The organism is Marinospirillum celere (assembly GCF_900112235.1).
Taxonomy (GTDB): domain Bacteria; phylum Pseudomonadota; class Gammaproteobacteria; order Pseudomonadales; family Halomonadaceae; genus Marinospirillum; species Marinospirillum celere.
This window is the reverse complement of the sequence record NZ_FOLH01000003.1, coordinates 146,261-169,953: the sequence shown is the minus strand read 5'-3', so window position 1 is coordinate 169,953 and position 23,693 is coordinate 146,261. Positions and strand designations below refer to the sequence as shown.

Here is a 23,693-nt window from a genome sequence, read left to right as displayed (position 1 = left end):
AAAAATCATGTCTGCACCCCTGCAAGGCCATAGGGCGCGTAAGCGTTTCGGCCAAAACTTTTTGCAAGATCCGGGTATTATCCGGCGTATAGTCCGGGCGATAGGTCCTGGACCTAAAGACCATTTGGTGGAAATTGGACCAGGCATGGGCGCGATTACCGAACTGCTGGTGGAATCTGAAGCCAAGCTAGATGCGATAGAGCTGGATCGTGACTTGATTCCAGGTTTAAAGGTTAAATTTTTTAACCAGGCCAACTTTCAGGTGCATGAAGCCGATGCATTGAAGTTTGACTTTGCCAGCCTCCAGCGGGAAGGTCAGCCACTGCGTATTCTGGGTAACCTGCCTTACAATATTTCAACGCCTTTGATTTTCCACTTATTGAGTTATGAAGGGGTCGTGCAGGATATGCATTTTATGCTGCAAAAAGAGGTGGTGGAACGCCTGGCTGCTCAGCCGGATACAGGCCAATGGGGCCGGTTAAGTGTTATGGCCCAATATTTTTGTCAGATAGAACAGCTGTTTCTGGTGCCCCCGGACTGTTTTCATCCCAAACCCAAGGTGGACTCAGCCATCGTGCGCTTAACGCCCAGAGCTGAAAAAGAGGCTGTGGTGACAGATTTGGATGCCTTTGCTCATTTGGTTCGTCAGGCCTTTGCACAAAGGCGTAAAACCCTGCGTAATAATCTCAAAGGGCTGCTGACAGGCGAGCAGTTGGAATCCTTGGGCATTGATCCTCAAAGGCGCCCTGAAACGCTCAAGGTTTCAGAATTCGTCGCTTTATCCAATTTCCAGCAGCAACTTGCTACTCAACCCGACTAAGGATTCCATCATGGCTACCTATGCAATCGGTGATATTCAGGGCTGCTATCATGAATTCAAGCAGTTGCTGGAGTTCATCGACTTCCGTTCCGAACGTGATCAGTTATGGCTGGCAGGCGATTTGGTGAATCGGGGTCCAGGTTCGCTAGAAGTGCTGCGTTTAGTGGTAGAGTTGGGGTCAGCAGTCAAGGTGGTGTTGGGTAACCATGATTTTCACCTGCTTGGCGTAGCAGCGGGTATTCGTAAAACCAAGCGCTCGGATACACTGGACACGCTACTTAGTGCCAAGGATGCTCCGGATTTGCTGGCTTGGCTGAGCAAGCAACCTCTCTTGCATCATGATCCTCAACTCAACTATGTGATGACTCATGCAGGTATTCCACCAGCCTGGAATTTGGCCCAGGCCAAGGCCTTGGCGGCGGAGGTTGAATTGGAAATGCGCTCATCGCGACAGAAAAAGCTCTTGGAAAACCTGTTTGGAAATGAGCCCGGATTTTGGTCAGATAGCCTTCAGGGTTATGAGCGTCAACGCTGTGTGGTGAATTATCTAACCCGTATGCGGTTTTGTGCACCGGATAGCCGTTTGGAACTGGAAACCAAAAGCGAAGCCGATCAGGCACCCAAGGGCTATGCCCCTTGGTTTACCTACCCCAGCCAAGTCCTCAAGGAAACCCGGATTTTGTTTGGTCATTGGGCCGCGCTTGAAGGTCATACCGGTGTTGCGGGGATTCATGCCCTGGATACAGGGTGTGTTTGGGGGCAAAAACTAACTGCACTGCGCTTGGAAGATCAGCAAACCTTTCAAATAGAAGCCAGCAAGAAAAATCGCTGAAAGAGGCCAACTTATGAATTTCCAAACCATCCAGGCTGCTGAAGCCAGTGAACTGCTTAAACAAAACCTGGCAGCAGTGGTTGATATCCGTGATCCGCAAAGCTACCAGCAGGGGCATATTAAGGGTGCGGTTCACTTGGATAATGATAATGTGCGAGCATTTATTGATCAGCAGGATAAGCAAAAGCCCCTGATCGTCTGCTGTTATCACGGCAACAGCAGCAAGAGTGCCGCTCAATTTCTGGTCGAACAGGGTTTTTCTGAAGTTTATAGCCTGGATGGGGGTTATGAGCTGTGGAAAGCGGTAGAGCCTGACTGGTGTGAATAACCGGCCGAGGCTCTAGGGTTGAGTCTTACCAGGCAATAACCAGGTCACCCTGTTGAATGTTGTACATTTCAGGCAGGGTTTCCACAGTGCCAACAGCAAAGTTGGGCTGGATTCTTTCCAAACTGAGAGTCAGCTCCACTGGAACCAGCTCTGTATAGGCGCGCTGAGTGTTGTCAAAGAAGGTATTCTTGCGATAAACGCTCAGGGTATCACCGGGTTGTAAACCCGCATCTGAGCCCACATCAATATAGATGGTCTGATTTTCAACTCGGGTAATTCTGGCCATAAAAGGCTGGCAGCCGACTTGAATATTGAGGTCACTGACCATTTGCTCAATCAGCTCATCAACTTTTTGCCCGTAATCAATTTCCCAGAAACGAGCTGAAGCAAAGCCAACTCGCTCGGTACGATTTTCTGTCCATTGGCCGCTGGTGCTATAGCTGCGACTGGTCACCAGGTCGCCACTGAAACCATCATGAATGAAAAGATCAACGGTAAAGTTGCGGGCAAAGCGTTCGCCACCATAACGGCTGCGTTCATACATGCCGCGCAGGAGAGGGCGCTCACTTGCGAGCTCCGGGTTTCTTAAATCCAGATTGCGTACCACACCGGTTAGAACATACTGGGAACCGATTCGGGTGGCGGTATCCACAGCAGTTGTCAGGGTGCCGCGATCGCTAACTGAGGTAGGAATACTGCTGGTGTCATTATAGAGCTGGTAGCGTACGGCATCCAGAACCCGCATTCTGTCTTCACCCTGAAGGCGGCGCAGAATTTCTTTGGGTAGCCTTTCATTGACATCATGGAGGGCTCCCATGTTGGCTGAGGAAGGGTTTTCTAGGAAAAAGTTACTAATCGCCAGGCTGCGTCTATAGCCGTTGGCATAGTTGCTACCTTCGCAGCGCCCACTGCTTTCTATGCGCGCCCTGACATTAATAAAAAGAATTCCGTCTCTGACTTCTTCTTTCAACACCTGCATTTCACTGATACTGCTTTGGGTGTTGATGGACAGTTGATCGGTATGCACCTCACCCCGGCTCATGGCTTGATAGCCATTAACATGCAGCGACCCCTGGAAGCTGGCTTGGCGAAGGGCATCGCGGATGGCAGAGCGTCGAGCGGTTACCAAATCCTGATGATCAATTACTGAGGAGCCGGTGGCTTCCACCCAGTAGGCTTGTACAGGAAAAGCCAGAAACATCAAAAGGCTGAAGATGAGTGCTTTATACATAAACCCAGTCCATGATTACCAAAACGGGAAGTGCCAAAGATGACACTTCCCGTCAATAAAGTCTATTGCTCAGACTCTTAACAACCCTATCAGTTCAGATGATAGCGGGTTCTTGGCTGAGACTGGGTAACAGGCATTCTCTGGCTGGGGTGCTCACCATGCACTGTGTGCTGAGAACAAGCGGGGTCAGCAGCCAGGGACTCAGACCTGAGCATGCAATGCTGGAAGCGGGGCTCTAAAACCAGCTCCATTTGAGTCTTATAGGTGCCATCGCTTTCCTGGGAAGTGGAGATCACCTTGGCACCGCGTACCAGGTTATCAACATAGCCGCGGATGTTATCATCACGGGCTGCCAGGTTTTGTACCGTGGTGTTACCCTGGATGCGTGTACCATAGACACGTTCTGCCAAGGCACGGTAGGCATCCATTTTGGACGCACGCATGGCCAGAAGCTTGCGTTGCTGCTGGTTGGTTTGCACATCGGTGTTACCAGGGGCACCAAAGCCTTCGACGCGGACCACGACAGGGTCAAATGAGTGCAGGATCATTTTGTCTTGTTCAGCTTGTTGGGCCTGCTGAGGCTGTTGATCATTGGATGCACAGCCCGCAGTGACCCCTAGAGTCAGCAGCAAGCCGCCGGTGAACAGTATTTTTTTAAGCATGATATCTCCCAGGTCCTTTAGTATCTGCAATGCATTCTAGTTGGGATTGCTGAGCTTGGGTAGGCTTAATCTCAGATCCAAAACCAGAATTCACGAGTCATGAATTTGTTTTACACCATTTTTTTCGGCTGCATTAGCAAAAGTTTTAGTTTTTTTTGAGGAGAGGGCATGCAGATTTATCTGGTTGGTGGGGCAGTAAGGGATAAATTGTTGGGCTTGCCTGTCAAGGATCGTGATTGGGTGGTTGTGGGCGCAACCCCTGAACAAATGCAGGCTCAGGGTTTTAAAGCCGTGGGTAAAGACTTCCCAGTATTCCTGCACCCCAAAACTCAGGAAGAATATGCACTGGCCCGAACTGAGCGTAAGCAAGGCCGGGGCTACAAGGGGTTCGTGGTGGCGGCTGATCCCAGTGTAACTCTGGAAGAAGATCTGTTACGGCGTGATTTAACCATTAATGCTTTGGCTGAAACTGCTCAGGGTGAAATTATAGATCCCTTTGGTGGTCAACAAGATCTTCAGCAGCGTCTGCTCAGGGCCGTTTCACCTGCTTTTGCTGAAGATCCGCTTAGGGTTTTGCGTACAGCCCGTTTTGCTGCCCGGTTTGCTGACTTGGGCTTTACCCTTGAGCCTGAAACTCAGGCATTAATGCGCAAACTGGTGGATCAGGGTGAGTTGGCCTTTTTGACGGGCGAGCGGATCTGGTTGGAAATGGATAAGGCCTTATCGACTTCTCAGCCGGGAGTTTTCTTTGCGGTGCTTGAACAGGTTGGAGCCTTGCAAGCCCTCTGGCCGGAGTTGGCTGCACATTGGCAAAGGCACCCTGAGCTACCCGGTTTGTTAAGCAAAGCGGCGGAACAGGCCCTTGCTAGTGCCCAAATGCTGGCCTTGGTATTGCTTGATCTGCCGAGTAACCTGAAAACCCATTTTTTGCAGCAAGTGAAGGCTCCCAAAGCCGTTTTGCAACAAGCGGAGGCTTTGCAGAAAGCGAGCCAACATCCTGGGCTTAGATTACAGGCTGCGGAAGAGGTTTTGGAGTTGTTTGAGCAACTTGATTCCTGGCGGCGTCCAGAGCTGACTCAGCAGACTTTGGTTCTGCTGGTGTTGCTGGGACAGTTAGCTTCCAGGCAACGCTTACTTGAACTCCTTGCGGCTTGTCGCAAGCTGAGCGCCCAGCCCTGGGTTGCCCAAGGGCTGAAGGGTCCAGCAGTCGGTGAGGCTTTGCGAGAAGAGCGTCTTCAGCTGCTGGCTGCCGAGATTTGACGGCCTTGCCAAGTGAAGTTAACTCTTTGCATTTGCTGCTCGGGATGGGCGTGTTCTTGCCATAGCTCGGCATAGGTTTTGTCTGTGCCGGGGGCTAACTCTTCAGGTGCCAGCTCAGCGAGGGGCAGGAGTACAAAATCATGCTTGAAAAGTTGGCGATAAGGCAGCTCTACTCCTTCTACCAGGCCTGTCACCTGCCCATAGGTGACTAGATCCAAGTCCAGGGAACGAATATAGACGCTTTTATCAGCGGGAAGAATATACTTGGCATCCCCTTCAATTTTTTTGAATTCACGGTTGAGCTCACCAGGTGAAAGCTGCGTGTAGAAGCCAGCCACCAGGTTATAGAAGGGAGCGCACTTTTCAACCTGAATACCGACAGGCTGGGTTTCATAAATGGCACTAATGGTTAGTTTTCCAAAGCGCTCAGCCAATTCATCCAGGGCGCGGCCAATCTGAAAATGGCGATCGTGATTACTACCCAGGCTGACCCAGGCGAAAACAGTTTCAGCAGTCATGCATCTACCTTGACTTCCAGAGGGCGGGTGATGGTCACGCCAACACTGCTTGCTGCTGGGACGGCATCAGGCTTGCGCAGGGTCAGGGTTAGCTGGCGGATATTGAACTCTTCAAGTAACAGGGTCGCCAAGTTTTCAGCCAGAGTTTCAATTAGGTCATGGTGCTGCGCTTGGCTGTAAGCCACCAAACGCTGGCTGATAGCTGCGTAATCCAGCGTTGCCTGAAGATCCTGGCTAAGTGCAGCTGGGCGGATGTCAGTGAGCATTTCAACATCCAGCTCGAGTTTTTGTTGGATTCCCTTTTCCCATTCAAAGACCCCAATTCCGGCTAGAAAGGTCAGGTTGGTGATGAAAATACGATCAGCCATTAAGCGGCTCCTCAGGGTTGGAAGCCTGCTTCAGAGAAGGCAAGTCGGTTAGCGGCCAGCGTGGCTTAAGAGCGGGGAAAAGAGCGCCATCGCTCTGTCCTGCTTCGAGGCGCAAGGCACCTGCCAGGGCAATCATGGCCCCATTGTCAGTACAGTATTGCAGGGCTGGATAAAAAACTTCTCCACCCATGCCTTGCAAGGTTTTTTCCAGGCGCTGACGCAGCTCGGTATTGGCACTGACCCCACCGGCAATCACCAAGCGTTTATAGCCGGTTTGCTTAAGCGCCCGTTTGCATTTAATAACCAGGGTATCAACCACTGCATCCTGAAAGGCCCAGGCAACATCAGCCAGATCCTGCTCACTCAGCTCAGCCTGATTTTGCAGATCACGGACGCAGGTCAGGGTATGGGTTTTCAAGCCACTAAAACTGAAATCCAGGCCGGGACGATTGGTCATGGGGCGAGGGAATTTAAAACGCTCGGGATTACCCTGTTCTGCAAGCTTGGCCAAGCGGGGACCGCCAGGATATCCCAGGTTAAGCAGCTTGGCCGTTTTATCAAAAGCCTCACCCGCTGCATCATCAACCGACTCGCCCAAGAGCTGATACTCGCCGATGGCTTCAACCTGGATTAATTGAGTATGACCACCGGATACCAGCAAGGCGACAAAAGGAAATTTGGGAGGCGATTTTTCCAACAAAGGAGCGAGCAAGTGGCCTTCCATATGGTGGACACCCAGCGCAGGTATCTCCAAAGCAAAAGCTAAAGCGCGAGCGAGACTGGCCCCCGTCAAGAGCGCACCGATTAACCCCGGCCCTGCCGTATAGGCGACTGCATCCAGATCACTCAGTTGATGGCCAGCCTTTTTCATAACCTGGCGAACCAGCGGGGTCAGACGGCGCAGGTGATCCCGTGAAGCCAGTTCGGGTACAACACCGCCATAGACTTCGTGCAGCTCAACCTGACTGAAGAGCGCATCAGCCAAGAGCCCCTGCTGTGTTGAATAGAGGGCTACGCCTGTTTCATCACAGGAGCTTTCAATTCCCAGAACCAGCATTGATAGATATTCCGCTAAAGTTGGGTGGTCGAAGATGCCTTGAGCTCGCGGCAAGGTTGCCTGCGTCCAGCGTAGCAGGGACAGCGAAGCGCACTGGTTGAGACCTGGAAGGTCGAACCAGTGAAAAGCGGGCTGCCTTGCAAAAGCAAGCATCAAGTAATTTGATCCGCCCAAGTATAAAGGAAGCCGCTTAATATTTGCACTCCTGGCTGTCTGGGGATAAACTATTGGGCTTGCTGTCGACACTGTTAGCAGCAAAAACCGTAAAACTTCAATCCTACCCTTTTAAGGACGGTGATTTAATGCCTGCTGTTAAAGTCAAAGACAATGAGCCGTTTGATGTAGCACTGCGCCGCTTCAAGCGTTCCTGCGAAAAAGCCGGTGTACTGGCTGATGTACGTCGTCGTGAATTCTATGAGAAGCCCACGGCTGAGCGTAAGCGCAAGAAAGCTGCTGCTGTCAAACGTCATCAGAAAAAACTTCAGCGCGAACAGCGTCGTTTCGAGCGTCTGTATTAATCAGACGCCCTGCGATGCAGGTGTGTTGAGGTTGTCTTGACGCAAGGCAACGCCTAAAGCGGATCTTGAAGTTTTTCAAGGTCCGCTTTTTATTTGTGCAGTCTTTCAGCACGAGTTAAGTAGGTTTTCGTAAGATGGCAGGACGTATTCCCCGACAGTTCATTGATGACCTGGCCGCCCGCAGCGATATCGTTGAGGTGATCTCAAGTCGTGTCCAGCTGAAAAAAAAGGGCAAGGACTTTTGGGGGCTGTGCCCTTTCCACAACGAAAAATCACCTTCTTTCAGTGTTAGTCCTGATAAACAGTTTTACTACTGTTTTGGTTGCGGAGCTTCAGGCAATGCGCTGAGTTTTTTGATGGAGCATGACCACCTGGACTTTGTGGAGTCGGTCGAGACTCTGGCGCGTATGCAGGGCTTGGAGGTTCCTCGTGAAGAGGGGGTGCAAACCTCAGCGGCGCGTGAACAGGAGCGCCAGGCTAAAGAAAAGCAGCTTGGCCAAGTGCGTGCCATGCAGCTGGCAACTGAGTTTTTTCAGCAGCAGCTTAGCCGCTCCGAAGGCCTGGAAGGTTTGACCTATCTTAAGGATAAGAGGGGGTTGGGTGAAGCCGTGATGCAGAGCTTTGCTCTGGGTGTTGCACCGGATGCTTGGGATGCTTTGAAAAACCATTTAAGTCAGGCAGGTATTCCAGAAGCACAGCAGTTGGAATTGGGTTTGCTGGCGCAAAAGGAAGAAACGGGTCGGGTTTATGACCGCTTTCGCAACCGGGTTATTTTTCCTATACGCAACCTTCAGGGGCAGGTGATTGCCTTTGGTGGCAGGGTGCTGGATGACAGTAAACCCAAGTATTTGAACTCACCAGAAACCCCCTTGTTTCATAAAGGTCAGGAGCTTTATGGGCTCTATGAGGCGCGTAAGCAAGCAGGCCGACTTGAGCGGTTATTGGTTGTTGAGGGTTACATGGATGTGGTGGCGCTTGCTCAGCAAGGGATTCACTGGTCGGTAGCTACCTTGGGTACAGCGACAACTGGCGATCATTTAAAGCGTGTTTTTCGCTTGGTGAATGAAGTCGTTTTCTGCTTTGATGGTGATAATGCCGGTCAGCAAGCTGCCCACAAGGCTTTAGAGACGGTGTTGCCCTGGATGGTGGATGGGCGTCAAGCACGCTTTTTATTTCTGCCTCAGGGTGAAGACCCGGATACCCTGGTTCGTAAAGAAGGGGCGGGTCTTTTTGAGCAGCGGGTGAATCAGGCCCTTCCCTTAGGTGAGTTTTTGCTCAGATCCTTAAGGACGGGCCTGGACCTTAACCAGGTCGATGGGCAGACACGCCTGGCTGAGTTGGCCCGCCCTAAGCTTCAGGCTTTACCCGAAGGTTTTCTAAAAAAGCGTCTTTTGATCAGCCTGGCTCGTTTAACGGGCTTTGACGAAGCCAGTCTCTTGCCAGGTTCACCTGGCAGTGTAGAGGCGGCTGCAGCCAAGAGGGCTCCTCTATCCAGACCTGCAGCACCAAGCCATCAGGGGCAATTGGGTGGACCCCAAGAAAAACTTTTCAGACTACTGGTTCGTTTTCCGGATTTGGCGCAAGAGGTTCCGGCAAATTTGGATTTTTCCCACTCGGATGAACAACAGGCACAGTATTTTCGCAATATCCTTGATTATCTGCATAAAAATCCGGGCATAACCACCCAGGTACTGCTAGCCTATTGGACAGGAACACCAGAAGGTGAAGCTTTGCTGATCCAGGCTAGGCAGGTTTTGGAACTCAATCGGCAGGCAGCAGAACAGGAAATTAGGCATATCTGCAAGCAGCTGGAAACCAGCCATACGCAACTAGGGCGGGATCAACGCTATCGCGAACTACTGGATGCCAGTAATCAACGCGAGCTGACCGCTGATGAACATCAGGAGCTAGCGGAGTTAATGAAGCTTCTGCCACCAAGTAACTGGTAAATGGACTTGAAAACTGAATTGTGCTAGAATTCCGCGCTTATTCAAACGGCAGGCTAACATGTCTGTCAACTCATCCACGTTTCTTGCATAGCTGAGATAGGGGTTCTATGTCCGGGAACGCGCAGCAGCAATCTCGACTGAAAGAATTGATCGCCCGCGGTAAAGAGCAGGGTTACCTGACCTACGCGGAAGTCAATGACCATCTGCCTGAGGAGATTTCCGATCCCGATCAGGTGGAAGACATTATCCGCATGATTAACGACATGGGTATCCCCGTCAGCGAGGAAGCCCCGGACATGGAAACTCTGTTGATGACCGACGGTGATTCCACCGATGAGGCTGTCGCAGAGGAAGCCGTAGCGGCTTTGGCCGCTGTCGAAAGTGATGCTGGTCGTACAACAGACCCAGTGCGCATGTACATGCGCGAAATGGGAACCGTGGAACTTCTGACCCGTGAAGGCGAAATTGTGATCGCCAAACGGATAGAAGAAGGTATCCGCGAAGTGATGCATGCCCTGGCGTATCTGCCTGGGACGGTGCAGACTATTATTGACTCTTATGATCAGGTTATCGAAGCCGACACGGGGCGTCTGACTGATGTCTTTGCTGGTTTTATCGATCCGGTAGAAGATGATGTGCCTCCTGCCAAGCCAGTGGCACCGCCAGCACCTGAGCCCAAAAGCAAGGCAGCCGACAAGGATGATGACGAGGAAGACGATTCATCTGATGATGAGGATGAAGAAGCGACCGTTAGCGGCCCTGATCCAGAAGAGGCACGTATTCGTTTTACGGCCCTGCGTGAACAGCTGGCAAAAGCCAACAAGGCGATAGAAAAGCAGGGTTTCAAAAGTGACAAGGCGCAAGAAGAGCTTAACCGTCTTGGCGAACTCTTTGCACCCTTTAAGCTTTCCAACAAGCACTATGAGCGCTTGGTGAGTCAGGTACGTGATGCCGTAGCCGATATCCGTTCTCAAGAACGGGGCATTATGAAGCTGTGTGTTGGCAAGGCGAAAATGCCACGTGCTGACTTTATTGCCAGCTTTCCCGGTCAGGAAGCCGACCCGGCATGGGTTGAGGGTATTCTTGCCAAGGATGAAACCTTTGCCAAGAAACTGAAGCCTTATAAGCTGGATATTCAGCGCGCTCAAAAGCGGATTCGCTCCTACCAGGAAAGCTTTGCGCTGCCGGTTGCAGATCTGAAAGAAATCAACCGTCGCCTGTCGATTGGTGAGGCAAAAAGTCGCCGTGCCAAGAAAGAAATGGTTGAAGCCAACCTGCGTCTGGTCATTTCCATTGCCAAGAAGTACACCAACCGTGGTTTGCAGTTCCTGGATTTGATTCAGGAAGGCAACATAGGTCTGATGAAAGCCGTCGACAAGTTTGAATTCCGTCGTGGCTATAAATTCTCAACCTACGCCACCTGGTGGATACGTCAGGCAATTACCCGTTCCATCGCGGATCAGGCCAGAACCATTCGTATTCCGGTGCACATGATTGAAACGATCAACAAAATCAATCGTGTCCAGCGCCAGATGCTTCAGGAAATGGGGCGTGAGCCTTCACCTGAAGAGCTGGGTGAGCGCTTGGAAATGCCGGAAGACAAGGTGCGTAAAGTACTCAAAATTGCCAAAGAGCCTATCTCTATGGAGACGCCCATTGGTGATGATGAAGATTCGCATCTGGGTGATTTCATTGAAGATACCAACCTGGAATCGCCAGTGGATTCAGCAACTGGTGAAGGCCTGGTTGAAGCGACACGTTCAGTCCTTTCAGGTCTGACCGCACGTGAATCCAAGGTACTCAGAATGCGCTTTGGTATCGATATGAATACAGATCACACCTTGGAAGAGGTCGGCAAGCAGTTTGATGTCACCCGTGAGCGTATTCGTCAGATCGAAGCCAAGGCACTGCGCAAGCTGCGTCATCCTTCGCGCTGTGATTCTTTGCGTTCCTTCCTGGACGAATAGTCAATAAATGTCAGAAAGTCTTGATCCTTCAAGGCTTTCTGGTATGATCTTCAGCGCTTCAACTTCTCCCCGGGCCTATAGCTCAGTTGGTCAGAGCAGTCGACTCATAATCGATTGGTCGCAGGTTCAAGTCCTGCTGGGCCCACCAAATTCCTTGTTGTCCTTTACTGAAATTCAGTGGTTATTTCCAGCGTTCCCTGCTGGAGGTTTCAGCTTTTCTGCTTTTTCTTCTGTGCGGCTTTCAAGAGATCACCCAAAGTATTGCCTGACATCTGGCCTTGCTGCTGGTTGTGCTTTTGTGTTGAGCGCGCCTGATTACCCGTCTTTTTGCTGTCTCCCATAGGGCGACTGGTATTTTCCCCTGGTTGGTCACTCATTCGGCAGGAAAGGGCAATACGCTTGCGTGGCAGGTCGACATCCATCACCTTAACCTTGACCAGGTCACCGGCCTTGACGACATCCCGAGGGTCTTTGACAAAGCTGTCAGCCAGTGCGGAGATATGGACCAAGCCGTCCTGATGCACACCGATATCGACAAAAGCACCGAAATTGGCAACATTAGTGACTACACCTTCCAAAATCATACCGGGTTTTAGGTCTTTCATTTCTTCGACGCCTTCAAGGAATTCGGCAGCCTTGAATTCAGGGCGAGGGTCGCGGCCAGGCTTATCTAACTCCTTGATAATGTCTTTTACTGTAGGCAGGCCAAATTGCTCATCCGTGTAATCGGCAGGGTTTAAGCTTTTTAAGAAAGTGGTATCGCCGATCAGGCTGGCCAGTTCACGATTATGGGCCTTGGCGATTTTTTCTACCACCGGATAGGCCTCCGGGTGAACGCCGGAAGCATCCAAGGGGTTCTTGCCCTTCATGATACGCAGGAAGCCGGCACACTGTTCGTAAGCCTTGGGGCCCAGGCGTTTGACCTTGAGCAGTTGTTTACGCTCCTTGAAGGCACCTTCCTCATCCCGCCAGGCGACAATATTTTCTGCCAAGCTGGTATTAAGGCCTGAGGTGCGTGCCAGCAGGGGTGCGGAGGCCATGTTCAGGTCCACCCCGACGCCGTTAACACAGTCTTCAACGACTGCATCCAGAGTGCGTGCTAACTGAACCTGGGAAACATCATGCTGGTACTGGCCAACACCAATAGATTTGGGTTCTATCTTGACCAATTCAGCCAAGGGGTCTTGGAGGCGGCGGCCTATGGATACCGCACTGCGATGGGTGACATCCAGGTTGGGGAATTCTTTGGCAGCAAACTCAGAAGCAGAATAGATGGACGCTCCAGCCTCATTGACCATCACCTTGGTCATCTTCTGGCCTTTGGAGCTTGCCAAGCCTTTGATCAACTCACCGGCTAGCTTGTCGGTTTCCCGGCTGGCGGTGCCATTACCGACGGCAAGCAACTCTACCTGGTGCTTAAGGCAGAGGCTGGCAAGGGTTGCTAAAGAGTCTTGCCATTTGTTGTGCGGGGCATGAGGGTAGATGGTATCGTGATCAACTAACTTGCCAGTGGCATCAACAACAGCGACTTTAACACCGGTTCTCAGGCCAGGGTCCAGTGCCAGAGTGGGGCGAGGCCCAGCTGGAGCCGCTAAGAGCAGATCTTTGAGGTTATCAGCAAATACCTTGATGGCGGCTTCTTCGGCCAGTTCACGTAAGCGGGTTAAGAGCTCAGTTTCCAGACGGGTATAGAGTTTGACTTTCCAGGTCCAGCGGACGACTTCATTGAGCCACTTGTCTGCAGCACGGCTCTGATTTTTGATGCCAAACTGTTCAGCAATCACGGCTTCGGCTGGGTGGGCTTGCATTTCCTCTTCGCCGGGCAGTTGAATGCTGAGTGATAGGAAGCCTTCATTGCGACCCCTGAACATGGCTAGAGCCCGGTGAGAGGGCGTTGTTTGTAAGCGCTCATCATGTTCAAAATAATCACTGTACTTGGCACCTGCTTCTTCTTGTCCGGGTAGAACGCGGCTGGATAGCTTGCCATCTTTCCAGAGCTGGTCTCTCAGTCGTCCGGAAAGCTCAGGGTCTTCCGAAAACAGCTCCATTAGAATCTGTTTGGCACCATCAAGAACGGCTTTTTCATCAGCAAAGCCGGCTTCAGGGTTAAGGTAAGCATTCGCTTCAGTTTGTGGGTCCAGGCTGGGGTCTGCCAGCAGAGCCTGAGCAAGGGGCTCAATACCCGCTTCACGGGCAATCTGGGCTTTAGTGCGGCGCTTGGGTTTATAAGGGAGATAGAGATCTTCCAGGCGCTGTTTGGTGTCTGCCAGCAAAAATGCTTTTTTCAATTCATCCGTTAGTTTGCCCTGTTCTTCGACAGAAGCCAGAACGGCTTCACGGCGTTCTTCCAGTTCGCGCAGGTAGCGCAAGCGTTCATCCAGACTACGTAGCTGGGTATCATCCAAGCCACCGGTGACTTCTTTACGGTAACGGGAAATAAAGGGTACCGTGGCCCCTTCATCCAGAAGAGCAACCGTGGCAGCCACCTGGGCTTCACGAACCTGGAGTTCATCAGCAAGACGCTGGGCAATCGAAGGCAGCATGAGAATCCTTTTCTAGCAAGGGAATTGAATTTGAAAAGAGGGGATTATAGCAAAAACTGGATGGGCGTACAGCTTAGCGGTGAAACTGACCCTTGGCTGTGCCATAGGCATTTACAGCCTTCCGATTGTGCTGATTAGCAGAGCGTTTTTGGTGAAGTTCATCGCGCACCTTTTGAGCGAGTTCACGCAACTGCACGTCAAGGCTTTCCAGCTCTTCGAGTTCCTGGCGATGTTGATTAACTGCTTCGTCGCTCCAGGTTTCAGCAAAGGTCTGATAGATGAGCTGCTCACGGATACTGGTTAATTTTTCAATTTTATCCGTATCCGGTTCTGCTTCCGGCTCCTCAAACTGAGCAAACTCATCAAGCAGCTTGCGTGTTGCCTTCAGGCATTGCTGCAAGGCTTCAGGTACTGCCAACTCTGCAATGGAGCCCCTTGGCTTAGTCATTGGCATCCTGCTGAGGTGATTTAGCAGCCTGACTTTTCTGGTATTCAGCGAGATCTTCACGGAATTTCATGGCCTCGTCGTGAACCTGGTCCCAGGCTTCCTGAATTGGGGTGAGGAGGTTGATGCATTCTTCAACCAGTTCAACCTTGTTGGCGACGCGAGCCTTAGCCAGTTGACGGCCACAGTATTCATAGAGGTTGTCCAGGTTGGCGGCAAATTCTGGCTCTATATCATGGCGCAAGCTGGCTCTTAGCTCATTGAAACAGGTATGCGCTTTGGTTAACCATTTGTTTTTGGAAACCTCATCCTGACGCTCCAGTGCTCTTATGCCATCCTGCATGTGTGAAATCATGGCTTTGTAAAGCATGGAGGTACGTTGGTGAGCGTCAGCTTCAGCAACCTCCATTTCTAAATGACGGTTGTTGTTGACCTGCGAAGCCCAAGCTTGGGCAGATTTCTTCATCTGATAGGGTGTCATTGGGCGTGGCATAACTGCAATCCGTTTGAGAGTTTGACTTATACAGAGTCTAGCCGAAGGAAGATACAAAGAAAAGCGGCGACAACCGGTGCTGCGCCGCTCTTTACTAGCTGTTTACAAACTTGCTGAGCTGTTTACAGTAGGCCCAAAATAACCTGGCTAGACTGGTTCGCCTGACTCAAAGAAGCAATTCCAGCCTGCTGCAGAACCTGCTGCTTGGAGAGGTTGGAGGTTTCTTCAGCAAAGTCGGCATCCTGAATGCGGCTACGCGCTGCACTGAGGTTTTCTTCATAAATATTGTTGCCGGATATCACCGCCTCAAAGCGGTTCATGATAGCGCCGAAAGTTGCACGAGTTTCGGAAATTCCATCAATCAAAGCGCGGGTTTCGGTAATAGCAGCCCTGGCAGCACTAATGCTAGTGATGTTCATACCATTGGCAGATTGAACTAGCCCAGCATCAATAATACGAGCAAGACTGGCTGCAGCGCTCGCATTATTTGCATTTCCTAGGATGCCTACCAAACCATTTTCGGTATCCAAATTGATGCGAGATGCAGATTCATTGCGGAAGCCGATTTGGAAAGTAACAGTCTGCGCAGCGCTGCTGAGCAAGGGTTTACCATTGAATTCAGTTACTGAAATAATACGCGCAATCTCTTCAGAAAGTTGAGTCACTTCTTTCTGCAGGCCGCCTCGTGCAGCTGTATTGTAGGTGCCATTAGCAGATTGAATAGCTAGTTCATTGATACGCTGAAGGTTAGAGCTGATCTGATCCAAGGCACCTTCGGCTGTTTGTGCCATGGAAATACCATCACTGGCATTACGGGTGGCCATATTCAAACCACGAATATCCTTGGTCTGTGACTGAGCCAGGTACAAGCCAGCTGCATCATCTTTAGCAGAATTGACACGCAGACCTGTGGATAGGCGCTGGAAGGTGGTTGCTTGGTCAGCTTGGGTGTTTTGCAGATTACGCGTGGCATTCATTGCCGCGATATTAGTGTTGAGAACCAAACCCATTGTAATGACTCCTTTTCAGGTAATGTCTTTGGCAAAGTTTTGCCGTTAATATGCGGCAAAACTTTGCCGTTTTGACCCTTTATCTGGCAATGCCAGGGTGCTGATTAATATATTGCAAGCTGCGTGCCATAATTAAGAGGTTTGCTGGTCTCGGTCTGCAAGGATCTTTTCAGCCTCAGCTTTGATGTCATCCCAGCCTTCTTTTACGGGTTTCATCAGATTAATGACTTCTTGAACCATTTCGGCATCATTAGCAGTCATGGCCTGCATAAGGCGGCGGCCCATATAGTCGTAGAGGCTATTTAGGGTAATGGCAACTTCCTGGCCCTTTTCATAATCCAGGGAGGTTCTCAATTCTGTAATGATCGCCTGAGCACGGGTACCAGCTTGCGTTTTTGCTAGGCCATCTTTGCGTTCGATGGCGCCTTTTGTTGCTGCAAGTCGGCCCATCAATAGTTCCATCATGATTTGGATAAGCCGATGAGGAGTGGCTGTTTCAATTTCCGCTTCTTTACTGGTGCCCTGAGCATATTGGAAGGCGCCACGTAATTGCTTTTTATATACCATTGGGTGTGATCTCCATAAACAAACATAAAAAAGGGCATCCCTGAGGATACCCTTGCTTTAATGACTTGACCAGCTTATCTAGAAGGGCGCGAATACCCCGGAAGTCCAGCTAACTGTTGACCAATAAAGTTACCTGTGGAGTTCAGGTTGGCAATCATGCCTTCTATGGCATTGAACTGTCTATAAAGGCGCTGTTCCAGTAAATCAAGCCGCATATTGGTAGACTCAATTCTGTCATCTATGCGATTAACTTCAGAGCGCAAACCTTCACGACGTATCTCTAATAGACCTTTACGTATTTGACCGTCTTCAGAAGTGGTGGTGGTCAGGCGTTGGGCCATATCAGCAAAGCGTTGGGCATAACCATCAGGCTGGTCGTCATCAAGGAAGCTTGAGCCACCTATTGTCAGAGCCACGCGATCAAAGTCGTTGTTAAGAGCTTCGGTCAATTTTTCCCGGTCAATTTTCAGAGTGCCATTCTGAGAATCTGGGTTTTCAGGGTCGTAATTCCTATTGACCTGCATTTCTATACCCATCAAAGCCAACATATTTTGCTGAGTTTTTTCAGGATCACCGTCTTTACTTTGTGTAGGAGTGTAAAGAATGTCCCTCATCTGGGCTTCTACATCACGAGTAGTACTATCACCATAAAGAGAGCCTTTTTTGGCTTCATTTAAATGGATAATGACGTCATTATAGGCCTTAACAAAAGCGTCAATATTATCCTTGATGGTATCATCATCACGCTGTATCTGAAGGGTGCTGGTCTGGCTGGCTTCATTCATGGCACCAGGTGTAATATTGATACTGACACCTGAGATCACATTGCTGAAGTTGTTAGTGGAACTACTAGCTTCAATGCCATCAATTTTGATACGAGCATCCAGGTTGTCAGTCGCCTTTGTACTTAAATCGTCATCCTTGTCTGCAAGATCTACATTGGTGAATTCTGCAGTAATACGTCCCTTTTCACCACTTACTTGGGAGTTGATAACCAAGCGCCCCTGGGTATCATTTTCGTTAACTAGGTTAGCAGATACTTTGCCGCTCAAATCTGCATGATTGTTAATGGCACTACGAATCTGATCCAGAGTTTTACCTGTGGTATCGATGGTAATTGCGTTACCATTTGTATCCAGCAGTGGATCATTATTTGCATCCAGGAATGTTAGCTCGCCATCATAGGTTGCTGTTTTGCTGAGTGACTCAGATACATGCCGATAATTTCTTGCTTCTGCAAGAACTTCAATAGAGTAGTTGCCAGCTTTAGCGCCAGCCAAGTGATCTGCAGTCGATGTAAAAAGCTTCTCATTGCCCGAGTCGGCAGCAAGAACTTGGAACTTATCCATGCCTCTTAAGTCAAGCATGGCGCTACGTAAGGAGCCCAGGCGGCTACTTAACTGACCAAGGGCGCTGATTTGCGAGTTAAAAAATTGCTTGTCATTTTGTAGGCGTTTGAGTGGGGCTGACTCTGCCTGAACAGTGGCTTTGATAATATCGTTGACGGGCAGGCCAGAGCCTACACCATTGAAACTAATACCAGACATGGCTGCATTCCTCAGTCAAACTATTCAATAGACCCGGGTGGAAAAGAAGTTGGTATCACCTTCCATCAGGCGTTTGCGACGATTGAGAATCTCTTCAGAAGGATACTGGCGTATTACTTCATCTGTTTTGGTGTTCAGCACCTGCACGACCAGATCTTCGGTCTTGTCATGGATCTCAAACTTCACTGCACGGTTCTGCAAGTAAAAGGCACTATTAATTTCATTCAGTACCTCCTGGAGCTCATCCATGCTGAATTCTTTGCTTGCATCTTCCTGCATCTGCTCAACACGGTTGAGCTGCTCAGCAATTTTTTCTTCCACTTTCAATGTGGTGGGAAGTTCACTGGCTTGCTCAGTTGTCACAGTTTTTTGTGCTTCTTTCAATACTTGAGCTTTATCACTGCCGGGCTGTTGATTGCCGCTCTGGGCGCGAAAGCTCAGACTTTCATTGAAGCCTGATACTGCCTGAGTCGTCATTTCTGATGCCATGAGAAACCCCAATTAAGTTGCCTGTATCTTAATGTTAGGTATCGGCACTGGCCTTGACAACTTTAATTTTTCTTCTAATCAATAAAAAAACGCCGGGCAAAGCCCGGCGTTTTAAGGTAATGCCAGTAAGCGCTTAAGCTTACAGCAGACCCAGTACTACCTGAGAAGAGGCGTTTGCCTGACCCAGAGCAGCAACACCAGCCTGCTGCAGAACCTGCTGCTTAGCCAGGTTGGAGGTTTCAGTTGCAAAGTCAGCGTCCTGAATACGGCTACGTGCAGCTTGCAGGTTTTCAGAGTAAATCTGGTTGCCTGAAATAACTGCTTCAAAACGGTTCATAACCGCACCAAAAGTAGCACGCTGCTCAGAAACTGAATCGATGGCTGTGCGAGTTGATTCAATGGCCGCCTGAGCAGAAGCTTGGGAATTAATGCTAATAATGTCGGTGCCGTTGATGCCACCAGCAACAATAGATGAAATTGCACCACCACCAATGGCATTAGCCAGGCCACCTGACAGACCAACACTTACTTGGTAGTCGCCACCATTCTGGTTACCTACTTGCATGGTTAAAGATTCAGCAGAGGCATTTAAAAGCATCTGACCGTTAAACTCAGTGGTCTCAACGATACGAGCTATTTCTTGGGTGAGCTGGTCAACCTCTTTTTGCAGACCGCCACGAGCTGCTGTGTTGTAAGTGCCGTTAGCAGACTGAATAGCCAACTCGTTGATACGCTGCAGGTTAGAGGTAATCTGGTCCAGAGCACCTTCAGCTGTCTGTGCCATGGAGATACCATCACCAGCGTTACGGGTAGCCATGTTCAAACCACGGATATCCTTGGTTTGAGATTGAGCCAAGTACAGACCACCGGCATCATCTTTTGCTGAGTTGATACGAAGACCAGTAGACAGGCGGTTGAAGGTCTGAGCCTGGTCGGCTTGAGTGTTTGCAAGGTTACGGGCGCCGTTGAGGGCCGAAACGTTGGTGTTAATTACTAGAGACATGGTAGAACTCCTTAGCGTATGTAAGTTTGTCCGGGGACAGTCAAGTTATCGGGCGCTTAAAAGAAAGCTTTAGCATTTTTTAGAAAAAAATCACTGCTTACTTTGAAAAGGTATCTTGCAGCCAGTTTTCTGAATCGGCGAGACTCTTGATAACTTTAGATGGTTTTTTGGTTGTGCACTTTGCCTCTACACCTGCGTCGGTGAAGAGCCAGCCAGTTAGGTGCTCTTCTAGAGGCTGCCAAGCTTCCCAGTCCATGGAAGAGGTGATAACTGCCCACTGTTCGATCTGAGTGTAGGTTGGCGTGTCTTTCAATAAAGCTTCGTGATCAGTAGGTGAGCCAATGTAAACACAGGTATCAGGCATCAATCGAGCGAGCTCAACAGTGTTGATTGGTTGTACTGGGTTGCTTGATAAGTAGTGGTGCTCCTGCAGCTGAATAATTTCATTTTTATCAGCTTCATGGAGGCCTTTGATTATGCTGGCTGCGGACTCAACCTGTTCCGTTTGTTGATCCAAAAAAGCAGCCAGTAACTGGGGACGCTGATGATGGTAAAGATGCCAGCGCCCAGAAAGCAGGATGTCGGGGAAAACACCTGATCCACGCAGCTCAAGGTTGGGATTGAATGCGGGATCCTGGGGCAGGAGGTTGAACCAGCGGCCCTTAAAAGCTTCGACATCTTTATCAGGCGGTGGTAGCAAAGGATCAGTGACGACAACAGTGCTCAGGGGCGTCCAGACCAACTTTTGGCCCTGAGTACAAAGCTTCAGTTGCAGGTCATTAACGGCAAGATGACTAACCATCGCCTCATCCAGGCCCCCTTGCTGCTCATAGGCTGAGCGCTTTATAGCAATGCACGAAGGATTAAGGGCATTAAAGTTCTGCTCACACCAGGCTCTGGGTAGACCAGGGACTTCCTGCTCCAGGAAGAAGTCACGGTACAGATCGCCCACCAGTCCATCCTTACCCAAAATTTGGCCTGCACTAATGATGGTGGCACGTGATGAAACCAGGCGTGGCCCCGTCATGGCGACATCAGGGCGCTGCAACTGGTCAAGCAGAGAATGCAACCAGTTTGACTGAACCCAGCGGACTCGATCAAAAGCCAGAATAAAATAATCTGCTTGGCTGGCTTCAATTAGCCGTTTCCATTGAAGTGCCAGGTTTGCCGAAAAGTCAGCTTGTTCAACCCAGTTGATCTGGGTGAAGTCCAGTCCCTCTTCAAGTAACCAGGCTTGCGCCTCTGCTTTGGAGGGCACAGAGACATAAATTTGTAGCGTATCTGCGGATAACTGTTCCTTCAGGGACACCAGGCAGCCGCGTAAACTATCATTCAGACCGCTGGTGGCGATCAGCAGGTCGGTAACAGGTTGGCTGTCAGTGATTTGGTAACGCGTATTGTAAATCTGTGGATGCAGGCCTGGCTGGACCTGAGCCTTTTCGAATTGGCAACGTACCAGATGCTCCTGGCGAATCAAGGCACCCAGAGCCTCATGTTCATCGCTCGCTACCAGATTGTCCATAAAGGTTGAACGATGGACAAGAATATTGGGCAAATGACCGATCGCAGGTAACGTCATCCGTTCAGCAATGCGAAACACTAGATCTTCAGTCTGGCGGTAAGCCAGGGCTCTGAACCCTTCCATAGCCGTCCAGGCATCCTTGCGGAAAGCGGTTGCGCGATTGACATAATCAGTGGAGCGCAGTAAGTCCAGGTTGAAATCCGGCTTGAAAATCGGGTCAGTATGCTCGCTGGTACCCAATCTGGATTCATCATCCGCCAAGTCATCTGTCGTTGGCTTTATCAGGACCTCATCACCATAAATGGCGAGCCAATCCGAATTGATGTTGGCATAGTCCGCCAGGTTGAAAAGTGCTTGAGGCTGTAGTTCATCACCCGGCCAAAGCTGCATGACCCAGTCAGCTTCCACCTGGCTAATAACTTCATTGATCGCTTCAAAGGGCTTTTCGCTTTGAACCCACTGAAGGTTAGGTGAGCTGAGCAAGGATTCATCCGGACAGGCATCCGGGCTGATAATGCTCACGCCATAGTGTGGGTAAATCTGCAACTCGAAGCTGTCCAGGGTATTGGCCAGCGCATCAAATAGGGATTTGTCAGCCACTACCACCAGATGAAAGCTGGGTTTGTGTTGCCACTGGTTATAACGCTCACCCATAAGCTGACCAGTCAACTCATTAGGTTGAGTGCGGGCACGCCACACCTGGAAGGCATTGGTTTGTTGGAAGCGTGCATCCTGGCCCATGACCTGAAGGTGATCATAAAAGTCATCAGCTGAGCGTACCTTTTCAGCTGCATCTTCCTTGCCCAGTATTTCCAGCAGGTAGGCAGCAGACTCCTGGGTCGCTTGCTGCAGTTGGGTTGGCTCGATCAGGTCATCTTTATCGATTACGATATCAGCGATATCTTCACGTAGATCTTCATCTTCTACTAAGCGTAGTAGCTCGGCAGCGAGGGTCGGTGGTTCACACTGAATAACACCATCATCAGCAGCAAACACCAGGTTGGCAAGAAATGTTTGGCGAATCACTAGCTCAATGGTTGGTTTACCCAGTGCCATGCCTTCAAGGGCAATACCAGAGCCACAAGAAATGGTGATGTCTGAACGGGCAACAACGACTTCAGGGCGGATGAAAAGGTAGGCCAGATTTTTTTCTAGCCCAAACTTCTTAGCCTTATGCTTGACCTGTTCTTCGCCAAAAGCAATACCGGAAGGACGGTCCTTAACAATAAAGAAAAGCTCTTCATCGGTAGCAGCCTGAACTTCAGCCGCAGCTTGAAGAAAGGCGTCCAGCGACTTTTCATAGGTTTCCGGGTCGGCGCAGGCACTTTCACGAAAGGCATAGGAAGTGAAGAAACTGATGACTAGAGCATCATCAGGAATCGCCAGTTGCTCGTTAATCTGGATGAGGTGCTCAAAGCCAATGTCACGGTATGCATCCCAGTTAATCAAACCGGTGACTTGACGCTCACCGTGACCCGTCTGCATATCATCCAGAGTTAAATTACAACGCTCACTGGTCAGCGTCATATGACTGCTGACAAAGTGGCGCATACTGCCAACGCTGCGGAAGGTATAGGGGCAGTGGCAAAAATGAACACTGGGCACATCACGATGTTTGGCCCAGTTCACCAGGGTGGCTTCGTGAATCATATACTCCTGATTCACCAGGAGTGCTTGAATATCCAGTTCTTGATGCAATAGATCCAGGCCACGATAAAGCGTCAACAGCTTTTCCGTGCGCCCTTCAGCGACTTTAAGTATTCGTGGAGCCAGAGAAGCCTTTTGACCCTGTTGCTCTAGCCAGTTTTCAAGAGGCTCATGAGAGGCTTCTAGCTTGGCGTTATAAGATGCAGCCAACTCTTTTGTTGCAGTCAGCTGATCATAGGAAGACACAGCCTCTTCGATGATATGCACCTTGACCTGATGCTTTTTGCCCAGTTGACGAGCCGTTTCCGCAAAGAGCCTGGGGGCAATAATATCCATGGGCTGTTCTCGCAGAACAGCATCCAGCAGACCCGCCTGGCGATCAAGAAGTGTGGAAATAATAGCAGGTTGTTTCATGATAAATCCTTAACGTAAGCGCTTGATCTGAGGGTTGGCAATGGAGCTAAGGTCTTTGAAAACCTCATAAGTAAGCGATGCATACAAAGGAATGCCCTCGTAGCTCAGCGATTCTTGGTCCAGTGAATCCTGCCAATGGTCAGCGATCTGCCCCTTGCTACGATCAAGTTGACTGTCACGCAGCCAAGCAGCAAGCACTTCCTGCTGGCGCTCACTTAAAGCAGTAAATAACCAGTGTCTGCGTTGATCATCGGCAAGCTGTGCCAAACGCAAAATAAACTGAGCAGGATAGAGGGCCTCAAAGTGACTTTCCAGCAAGCCGGTGATTACGGGCAACTCAGCAGGTGCAGGGTGAGCATGAAACCCTGGTGCAACCTCAGCCTGCCAGATCTGCATAAAATCCTGGAAGGGCTTGTCTACTTCCAGCCAACTCATCAAACGCTTCCAGGCATTGGGGCCGCAGAAAGTTTTTTCCTGCAGTTGGGTCATAAATTCATCCGAGA

General features: G+C 50.1%; 22 protein-coding genes and 1 tRNA gene. 8 read left to right on the top strand and 15 right to left on the bottom strand.

The window, feature by feature from the left end:
- The first annotated feature begins 7 nt into the window (after positions 1–7).
- Genes rsmA through glpE form a run of 3 tightly spaced genes read left to right on the top strand, consistent with a single transcriptional unit; the run spans position 8 to position 1,980 of the window.
- A complete protein-coding gene (gene rsmA / locus BM185_RS07865; RefSeq protein WP_091961756.1) occupies positions 8–820 on the top strand; it encodes a 16S rRNA (adenine(1518)-N(6)/adenine(1519)-N(6))-dimethyltransferase RsmA in 813 nt (270 codons plus the stop codon).
- Positions 821–830: 10 nt separating this feature from the next.
- A complete protein-coding gene (locus tag BM185_RS07860; protein WP_091961754.1) occupies positions 831–1,652 on the top strand; it encodes a symmetrical bis(5'-nucleosyl)-tetraphosphatase in 822 nt (273 codons plus the stop codon).
- A gap of 13 nt (positions 1,653–1,665) precedes the next feature.
- Entirely contained in the window at positions 1,666–1,980 is a 315-nt protein-coding gene (gene glpE / locus BM185_RS07855) for a thiosulfate sulfurtransferase GlpE (protein WP_091961751.1), read from the top strand.
- A 25-nt stretch (positions 1,981–2,005) separates the two neighbouring features.
- On the opposite strand, the gene BM185_RS07850 is transcribed toward glpE, so the two are convergent.
- A complete protein-coding gene (locus tag BM185_RS07850) occupies positions 2,006–3,211 on the bottom strand; it encodes a flagellar assembly protein T N-terminal domain-containing protein (RefSeq protein ID WP_091961749.1) in 1,206 nt (401 codons plus the stop codon).
- An 89-nt stretch (positions 3,212–3,300) separates the two neighbouring features.
- On the bottom strand, positions 3,301–3,873 hold the full coding sequence (locus BM185_RS07845) for an LPP20 family lipoprotein (RefSeq protein WP_091961746.1): 573 nt from the start codon (positions 3,871–3,873) through the stop codon (positions 3,301–3,303).
- Between the two features lie 168 nt (positions 3,874–4,041).
- Between BM185_RS07845 and BM185_RS07840 the strand changes: the two genes are divergently transcribed.
- On the top strand, positions 4,042–5,133 hold the full coding sequence (locus tag BM185_RS07840; RefSeq protein ID WP_091961744.1) for a tRNA nucleotidyltransferase/poly(A) polymerase-related protein: 1,092 nt from the start codon (positions 4,042–4,044) through the stop codon (positions 5,131–5,133).
- On the opposite strand, the gene folK is transcribed toward BM185_RS07840, so the two are convergent.
- Genes folK through tsaD form a run of 3 tightly spaced genes read right to left on the bottom strand, consistent with a single transcriptional unit; the run spans position 5,109 to position 7,076 of the window.
- The gene (folK, locus tag BM185_RS07835; RefSeq protein WP_091961741.1) at positions 5,109–5,651 is read right to left on the bottom strand and encodes a 2-amino-4-hydroxy-6-hydroxymethyldihydropteridine diphosphokinase; all 543 of its coding nucleotides are present in this window, start codon (positions 5,649–5,651) and stop codon (positions 5,109–5,111) included. The genes BM185_RS07840 and folK overlap by 25 nt on opposite strands.
- Positions 5,648–6,019, bottom strand: coding sequence for a dihydroneopterin aldolase (gene folB / locus BM185_RS07830; RefSeq protein WP_091961739.1), 372 nt, complete (start codon positions 6,017–6,019; stop codon positions 5,648–5,650). The genes folK and folB overlap by 4 nt, the downstream gene beginning before the upstream one ends.
- Positions 6,012–7,076, bottom strand: a complete 1,065-nt coding sequence (tsaD, locus tag BM185_RS07825) for a tRNA (adenosine(37)-N6)-threonylcarbamoyltransferase complex transferase subunit TsaD (protein WP_091962733.1) — start codon at positions 7,074–7,076, stop codon at positions 6,012–6,014. The genes folB and tsaD overlap by 8 nt, the downstream gene beginning before the upstream one ends.
- A gap of 302 nt (positions 7,077–7,378) precedes the next feature.
- On the opposite strand from tsaD, the gene rpsU reads away from it, so the two are divergent.
- From rpsU to BM185_RS07805, 4 genes are all read left to right on the top strand, one after another.
- Positions 7,379–7,594: a 30S ribosomal protein S21 gene (rpsU, locus tag BM185_RS07820; RefSeq protein WP_072325212.1), complete on the top strand. Its 216-nt coding sequence runs from the start codon at positions 7,379–7,381 to the stop codon at positions 7,592–7,594.
- A gap of 134 nt (positions 7,595–7,728) precedes the next feature.
- Positions 7,729–9,543 (top strand): DNA primase, encoded by a 1,815-nt coding sequence (gene dnaG / locus BM185_RS07815; protein WP_091961736.1) that lies wholly within the window; start codon positions 7,729–7,731, stop codon positions 9,541–9,543.
- 107 nt (positions 9,544–9,650) lie between these two features.
- The gene (rpoD, locus tag BM185_RS07810; RefSeq protein ID WP_091961733.1) at positions 9,651–11,510 is read left to right on the top strand and encodes an RNA polymerase sigma factor RpoD; all 1,860 of its coding nucleotides are present in this window, start codon (positions 9,651–9,653) and stop codon (positions 11,508–11,510) included.
- A gap of 71 nt (positions 11,511–11,581) precedes the next feature.
- Positions 11,582–11,658: transfer RNA gene (locus BM185_RS07805), tRNA-Ile, on the top strand.
- 61 nt (positions 11,659–11,719) lie between these two features.
- Here BM185_RS07805 and BM185_RS07800 read toward each other — a convergent pair.
- The 10 genes from BM185_RS07800 to BM185_RS07755 form a co-directional block, all read right to left on the bottom strand.
- Positions 11,720–14,053, bottom strand: a complete 2,334-nt coding sequence (locus tag BM185_RS07800; RefSeq protein ID WP_091961731.1) for a Tex family protein — start codon at positions 14,051–14,053, stop codon at positions 11,720–11,722.
- A 73-nt stretch (positions 14,054–14,126) separates the two neighbouring features.
- The gene (locus BM185_RS07795) at positions 14,127–14,501 is read right to left on the bottom strand and encodes a flagellar protein FliT (RefSeq protein WP_091961728.1); all 375 of its coding nucleotides are present in this window, start codon (positions 14,499–14,501) and stop codon (positions 14,127–14,129) included.
- A complete protein-coding gene (fliS, locus tag BM185_RS07790) occupies positions 14,494–14,991 on the bottom strand; it encodes a flagellar export chaperone FliS (RefSeq protein WP_091961726.1) in 498 nt (165 codons plus the stop codon). Before fliS (BM185_RS07790) ends, BM185_RS07795 begins: the two co-directional genes overlap by 8 nt.
- Before the next feature lie 122 nt (positions 14,992–15,113).
- Positions 15,114–16,001 (bottom strand): flagellin N-terminal helical domain-containing protein, encoded by an 888-nt coding sequence (locus BM185_RS07785; protein ID WP_091961723.1) that lies wholly within the window; start codon positions 15,999–16,001, stop codon positions 15,114–15,116.
- A gap of 132 nt (positions 16,002–16,133) precedes the next feature.
- Positions 16,134–16,568, bottom strand: a complete 435-nt coding sequence (gene fliS / locus BM185_RS07780) for a flagellar export chaperone FliS (RefSeq protein WP_091961720.1) — start codon at positions 16,566–16,568, stop codon at positions 16,134–16,136.
- Positions 16,569–16,642: 74 nt separating this feature from the next.
- Positions 16,643–18,115 carry a flagellar filament capping protein FliD gene (gene fliD, locus BM185_RS07775; RefSeq protein WP_091961718.1) on the bottom strand — a complete coding sequence of 491 codons (1,473 nt, stop codon included), beginning with the start codon at positions 18,113–18,115 and terminating at the stop codon, positions 16,643–16,645.
- Positions 18,116–18,139: 24 nt separating this feature from the next.
- Positions 18,140–18,604 carry a flagellar protein FlaG gene (locus BM185_RS07770; protein ID WP_091961715.1) on the bottom strand — a complete coding sequence of 155 codons (465 nt, stop codon included), beginning with the start codon at positions 18,602–18,604 and terminating at the stop codon, positions 18,140–18,142.
- 139 nt (positions 18,605–18,743) lie between these two features.
- A complete protein-coding gene (locus BM185_RS07765; RefSeq protein ID WP_091961711.1) occupies positions 18,744–19,607 on the bottom strand; it encodes a flagellin N-terminal helical domain-containing protein in 864 nt (287 codons plus the stop codon).
- A 97-nt stretch (positions 19,608–19,704) separates the two neighbouring features.
- A complete protein-coding gene (locus BM185_RS07760) occupies positions 19,705–23,190 on the bottom strand; it encodes a hypothetical protein (protein ID WP_091961708.1) in 3,486 nt (1,161 codons plus the stop codon).
- A 9-nt stretch (positions 23,191–23,199) separates the two neighbouring features.
- A complete protein-coding gene (locus BM185_RS07755; RefSeq protein WP_143089497.1) occupies positions 23,200–23,679 on the bottom strand; it encodes a hypothetical protein in 480 nt (159 codons plus the stop codon).
- Positions 23,680–23,693: the final 14 nt, after the last annotated feature.

Bases quoted from the DNA above. Each gene is read 5' to 3' on its own strand.
- rsmA (WP_091961756.1), top strand. From the start codon at position 8: ATGTCTGCACCCCTGCAAGGCCATAGGGCGCGTAAGCGTTTCGGCCAA.
- BM185_RS07860 (WP_091961754.1), top strand. From the start codon at position 831: ATGGCTACCTATGCAATCGGTGATATTCAGGGCTGCTATCATGAATTC.
- glpE (WP_091961751.1), top strand. From the start codon at position 1,666: ATGAATTTCCAAACCATCCAGGCTGCTGAAGCCAGTGAACTGCTTAAA.
- BM185_RS07850 (WP_091961749.1), bottom strand. From the start codon at position 3,211: ATGTATAAAGCACTCATCTTCAGCCTTTTGATGTTTCTGGCTTTTCCT.
- BM185_RS07845 (WP_091961746.1), bottom strand. From the start codon at position 3,873: ATGCTTAAAAAAATACTGTTCACCGGCGGCTTGCTGCTGACTCTAGGG.
- BM185_RS07840 (WP_091961744.1), top strand. From the start codon at position 4,042: ATGCAGATTTATCTGGTTGGTGGGGCAGTAAGGGATAAATTGTTGGGC.
- folK (WP_091961741.1), bottom strand. From the start codon at position 5,651: ATGACTGCTGAAACTGTTTTCGCCTGGGTCAGCCTGGGTAGTAATCAC.
- folB (WP_091961739.1), bottom strand. From the start codon at position 6,019: ATGGCTGATCGTATTTTCATCACCAACCTGACCTTTCTAGCCGGAATT.
- tsaD (WP_091962733.1), bottom strand. From the start codon at position 7,076: ATGCTGGTTCTGGGAATTGAAAGCTCCTGTGATGAAACAGGCGTAGCC.
- rpsU (WP_072325212.1), top strand. From the start codon at position 7,379: ATGCCTGCTGTTAAAGTCAAAGACAATGAGCCGTTTGATGTAGCACTG.
- dnaG (WP_091961736.1), top strand. From the start codon at position 7,729: ATGGCAGGACGTATTCCCCGACAGTTCATTGATGACCTGGCCGCCCGC.
- rpoD (WP_091961733.1), top strand. From the start codon at position 9,651: ATGTCCGGGAACGCGCAGCAGCAATCTCGACTGAAAGAATTGATCGCC.
- BM185_RS07800 (WP_091961731.1), bottom strand. From the start codon at position 14,053: ATGCTGCCTTCGATTGCCCAGCGTCTTGCTGATGAACTCCAGGTTCGT.
- BM185_RS07795 (WP_091961728.1), bottom strand. From the start codon at position 14,501: ATGACTAAGCCAAGGGGCTCCATTGCAGAGTTGGCAGTACCTGAAGCC.
- fliS (WP_091961726.1), bottom strand. From the start codon at position 14,991: ATGCCACGCCCAATGACACCCTATCAGATGAAGAAATCTGCCCAAGCT.
- BM185_RS07785 (WP_091961723.1), bottom strand. From the start codon at position 16,001: ATGGGTTTGGTTCTCAACACTAATATCGCGGCAATGAATGCCACGCGT.
- fliS (WP_091961720.1), bottom strand. From the start codon at position 16,568: ATGGTATATAAAAAGCAATTACGTGGCGCCTTCCAATATGCTCAGGGC.
- fliD (WP_091961718.1), bottom strand. From the start codon at position 18,115: ATGTCTGGTATTAGTTTCAATGGTGTAGGCTCTGGCCTGCCCGTCAAC.
- BM185_RS07770 (WP_091961715.1), bottom strand. From the start codon at position 18,604: ATGGCATCAGAAATGACGACTCAGGCAGTATCAGGCTTCAATGAAAGT.
- BM185_RS07765 (WP_091961711.1), bottom strand. From the start codon at position 19,607: ATGTCTCTAGTAATTAACACCAACGTTTCGGCCCTCAACGGCGCCCGT.
- BM185_RS07760 (WP_091961708.1), bottom strand. From the start codon at position 23,190: ATGAAACAACCTGCTATTATTTCCACACTTCTTGATCGCCAGGCGGGT.
- BM185_RS07755 (WP_143089497.1), bottom strand. From the start codon at position 23,679: ATGACCCAACTGCAGGAAAAAACTTTCTGCGGCCCCAATGCCTGGAAG.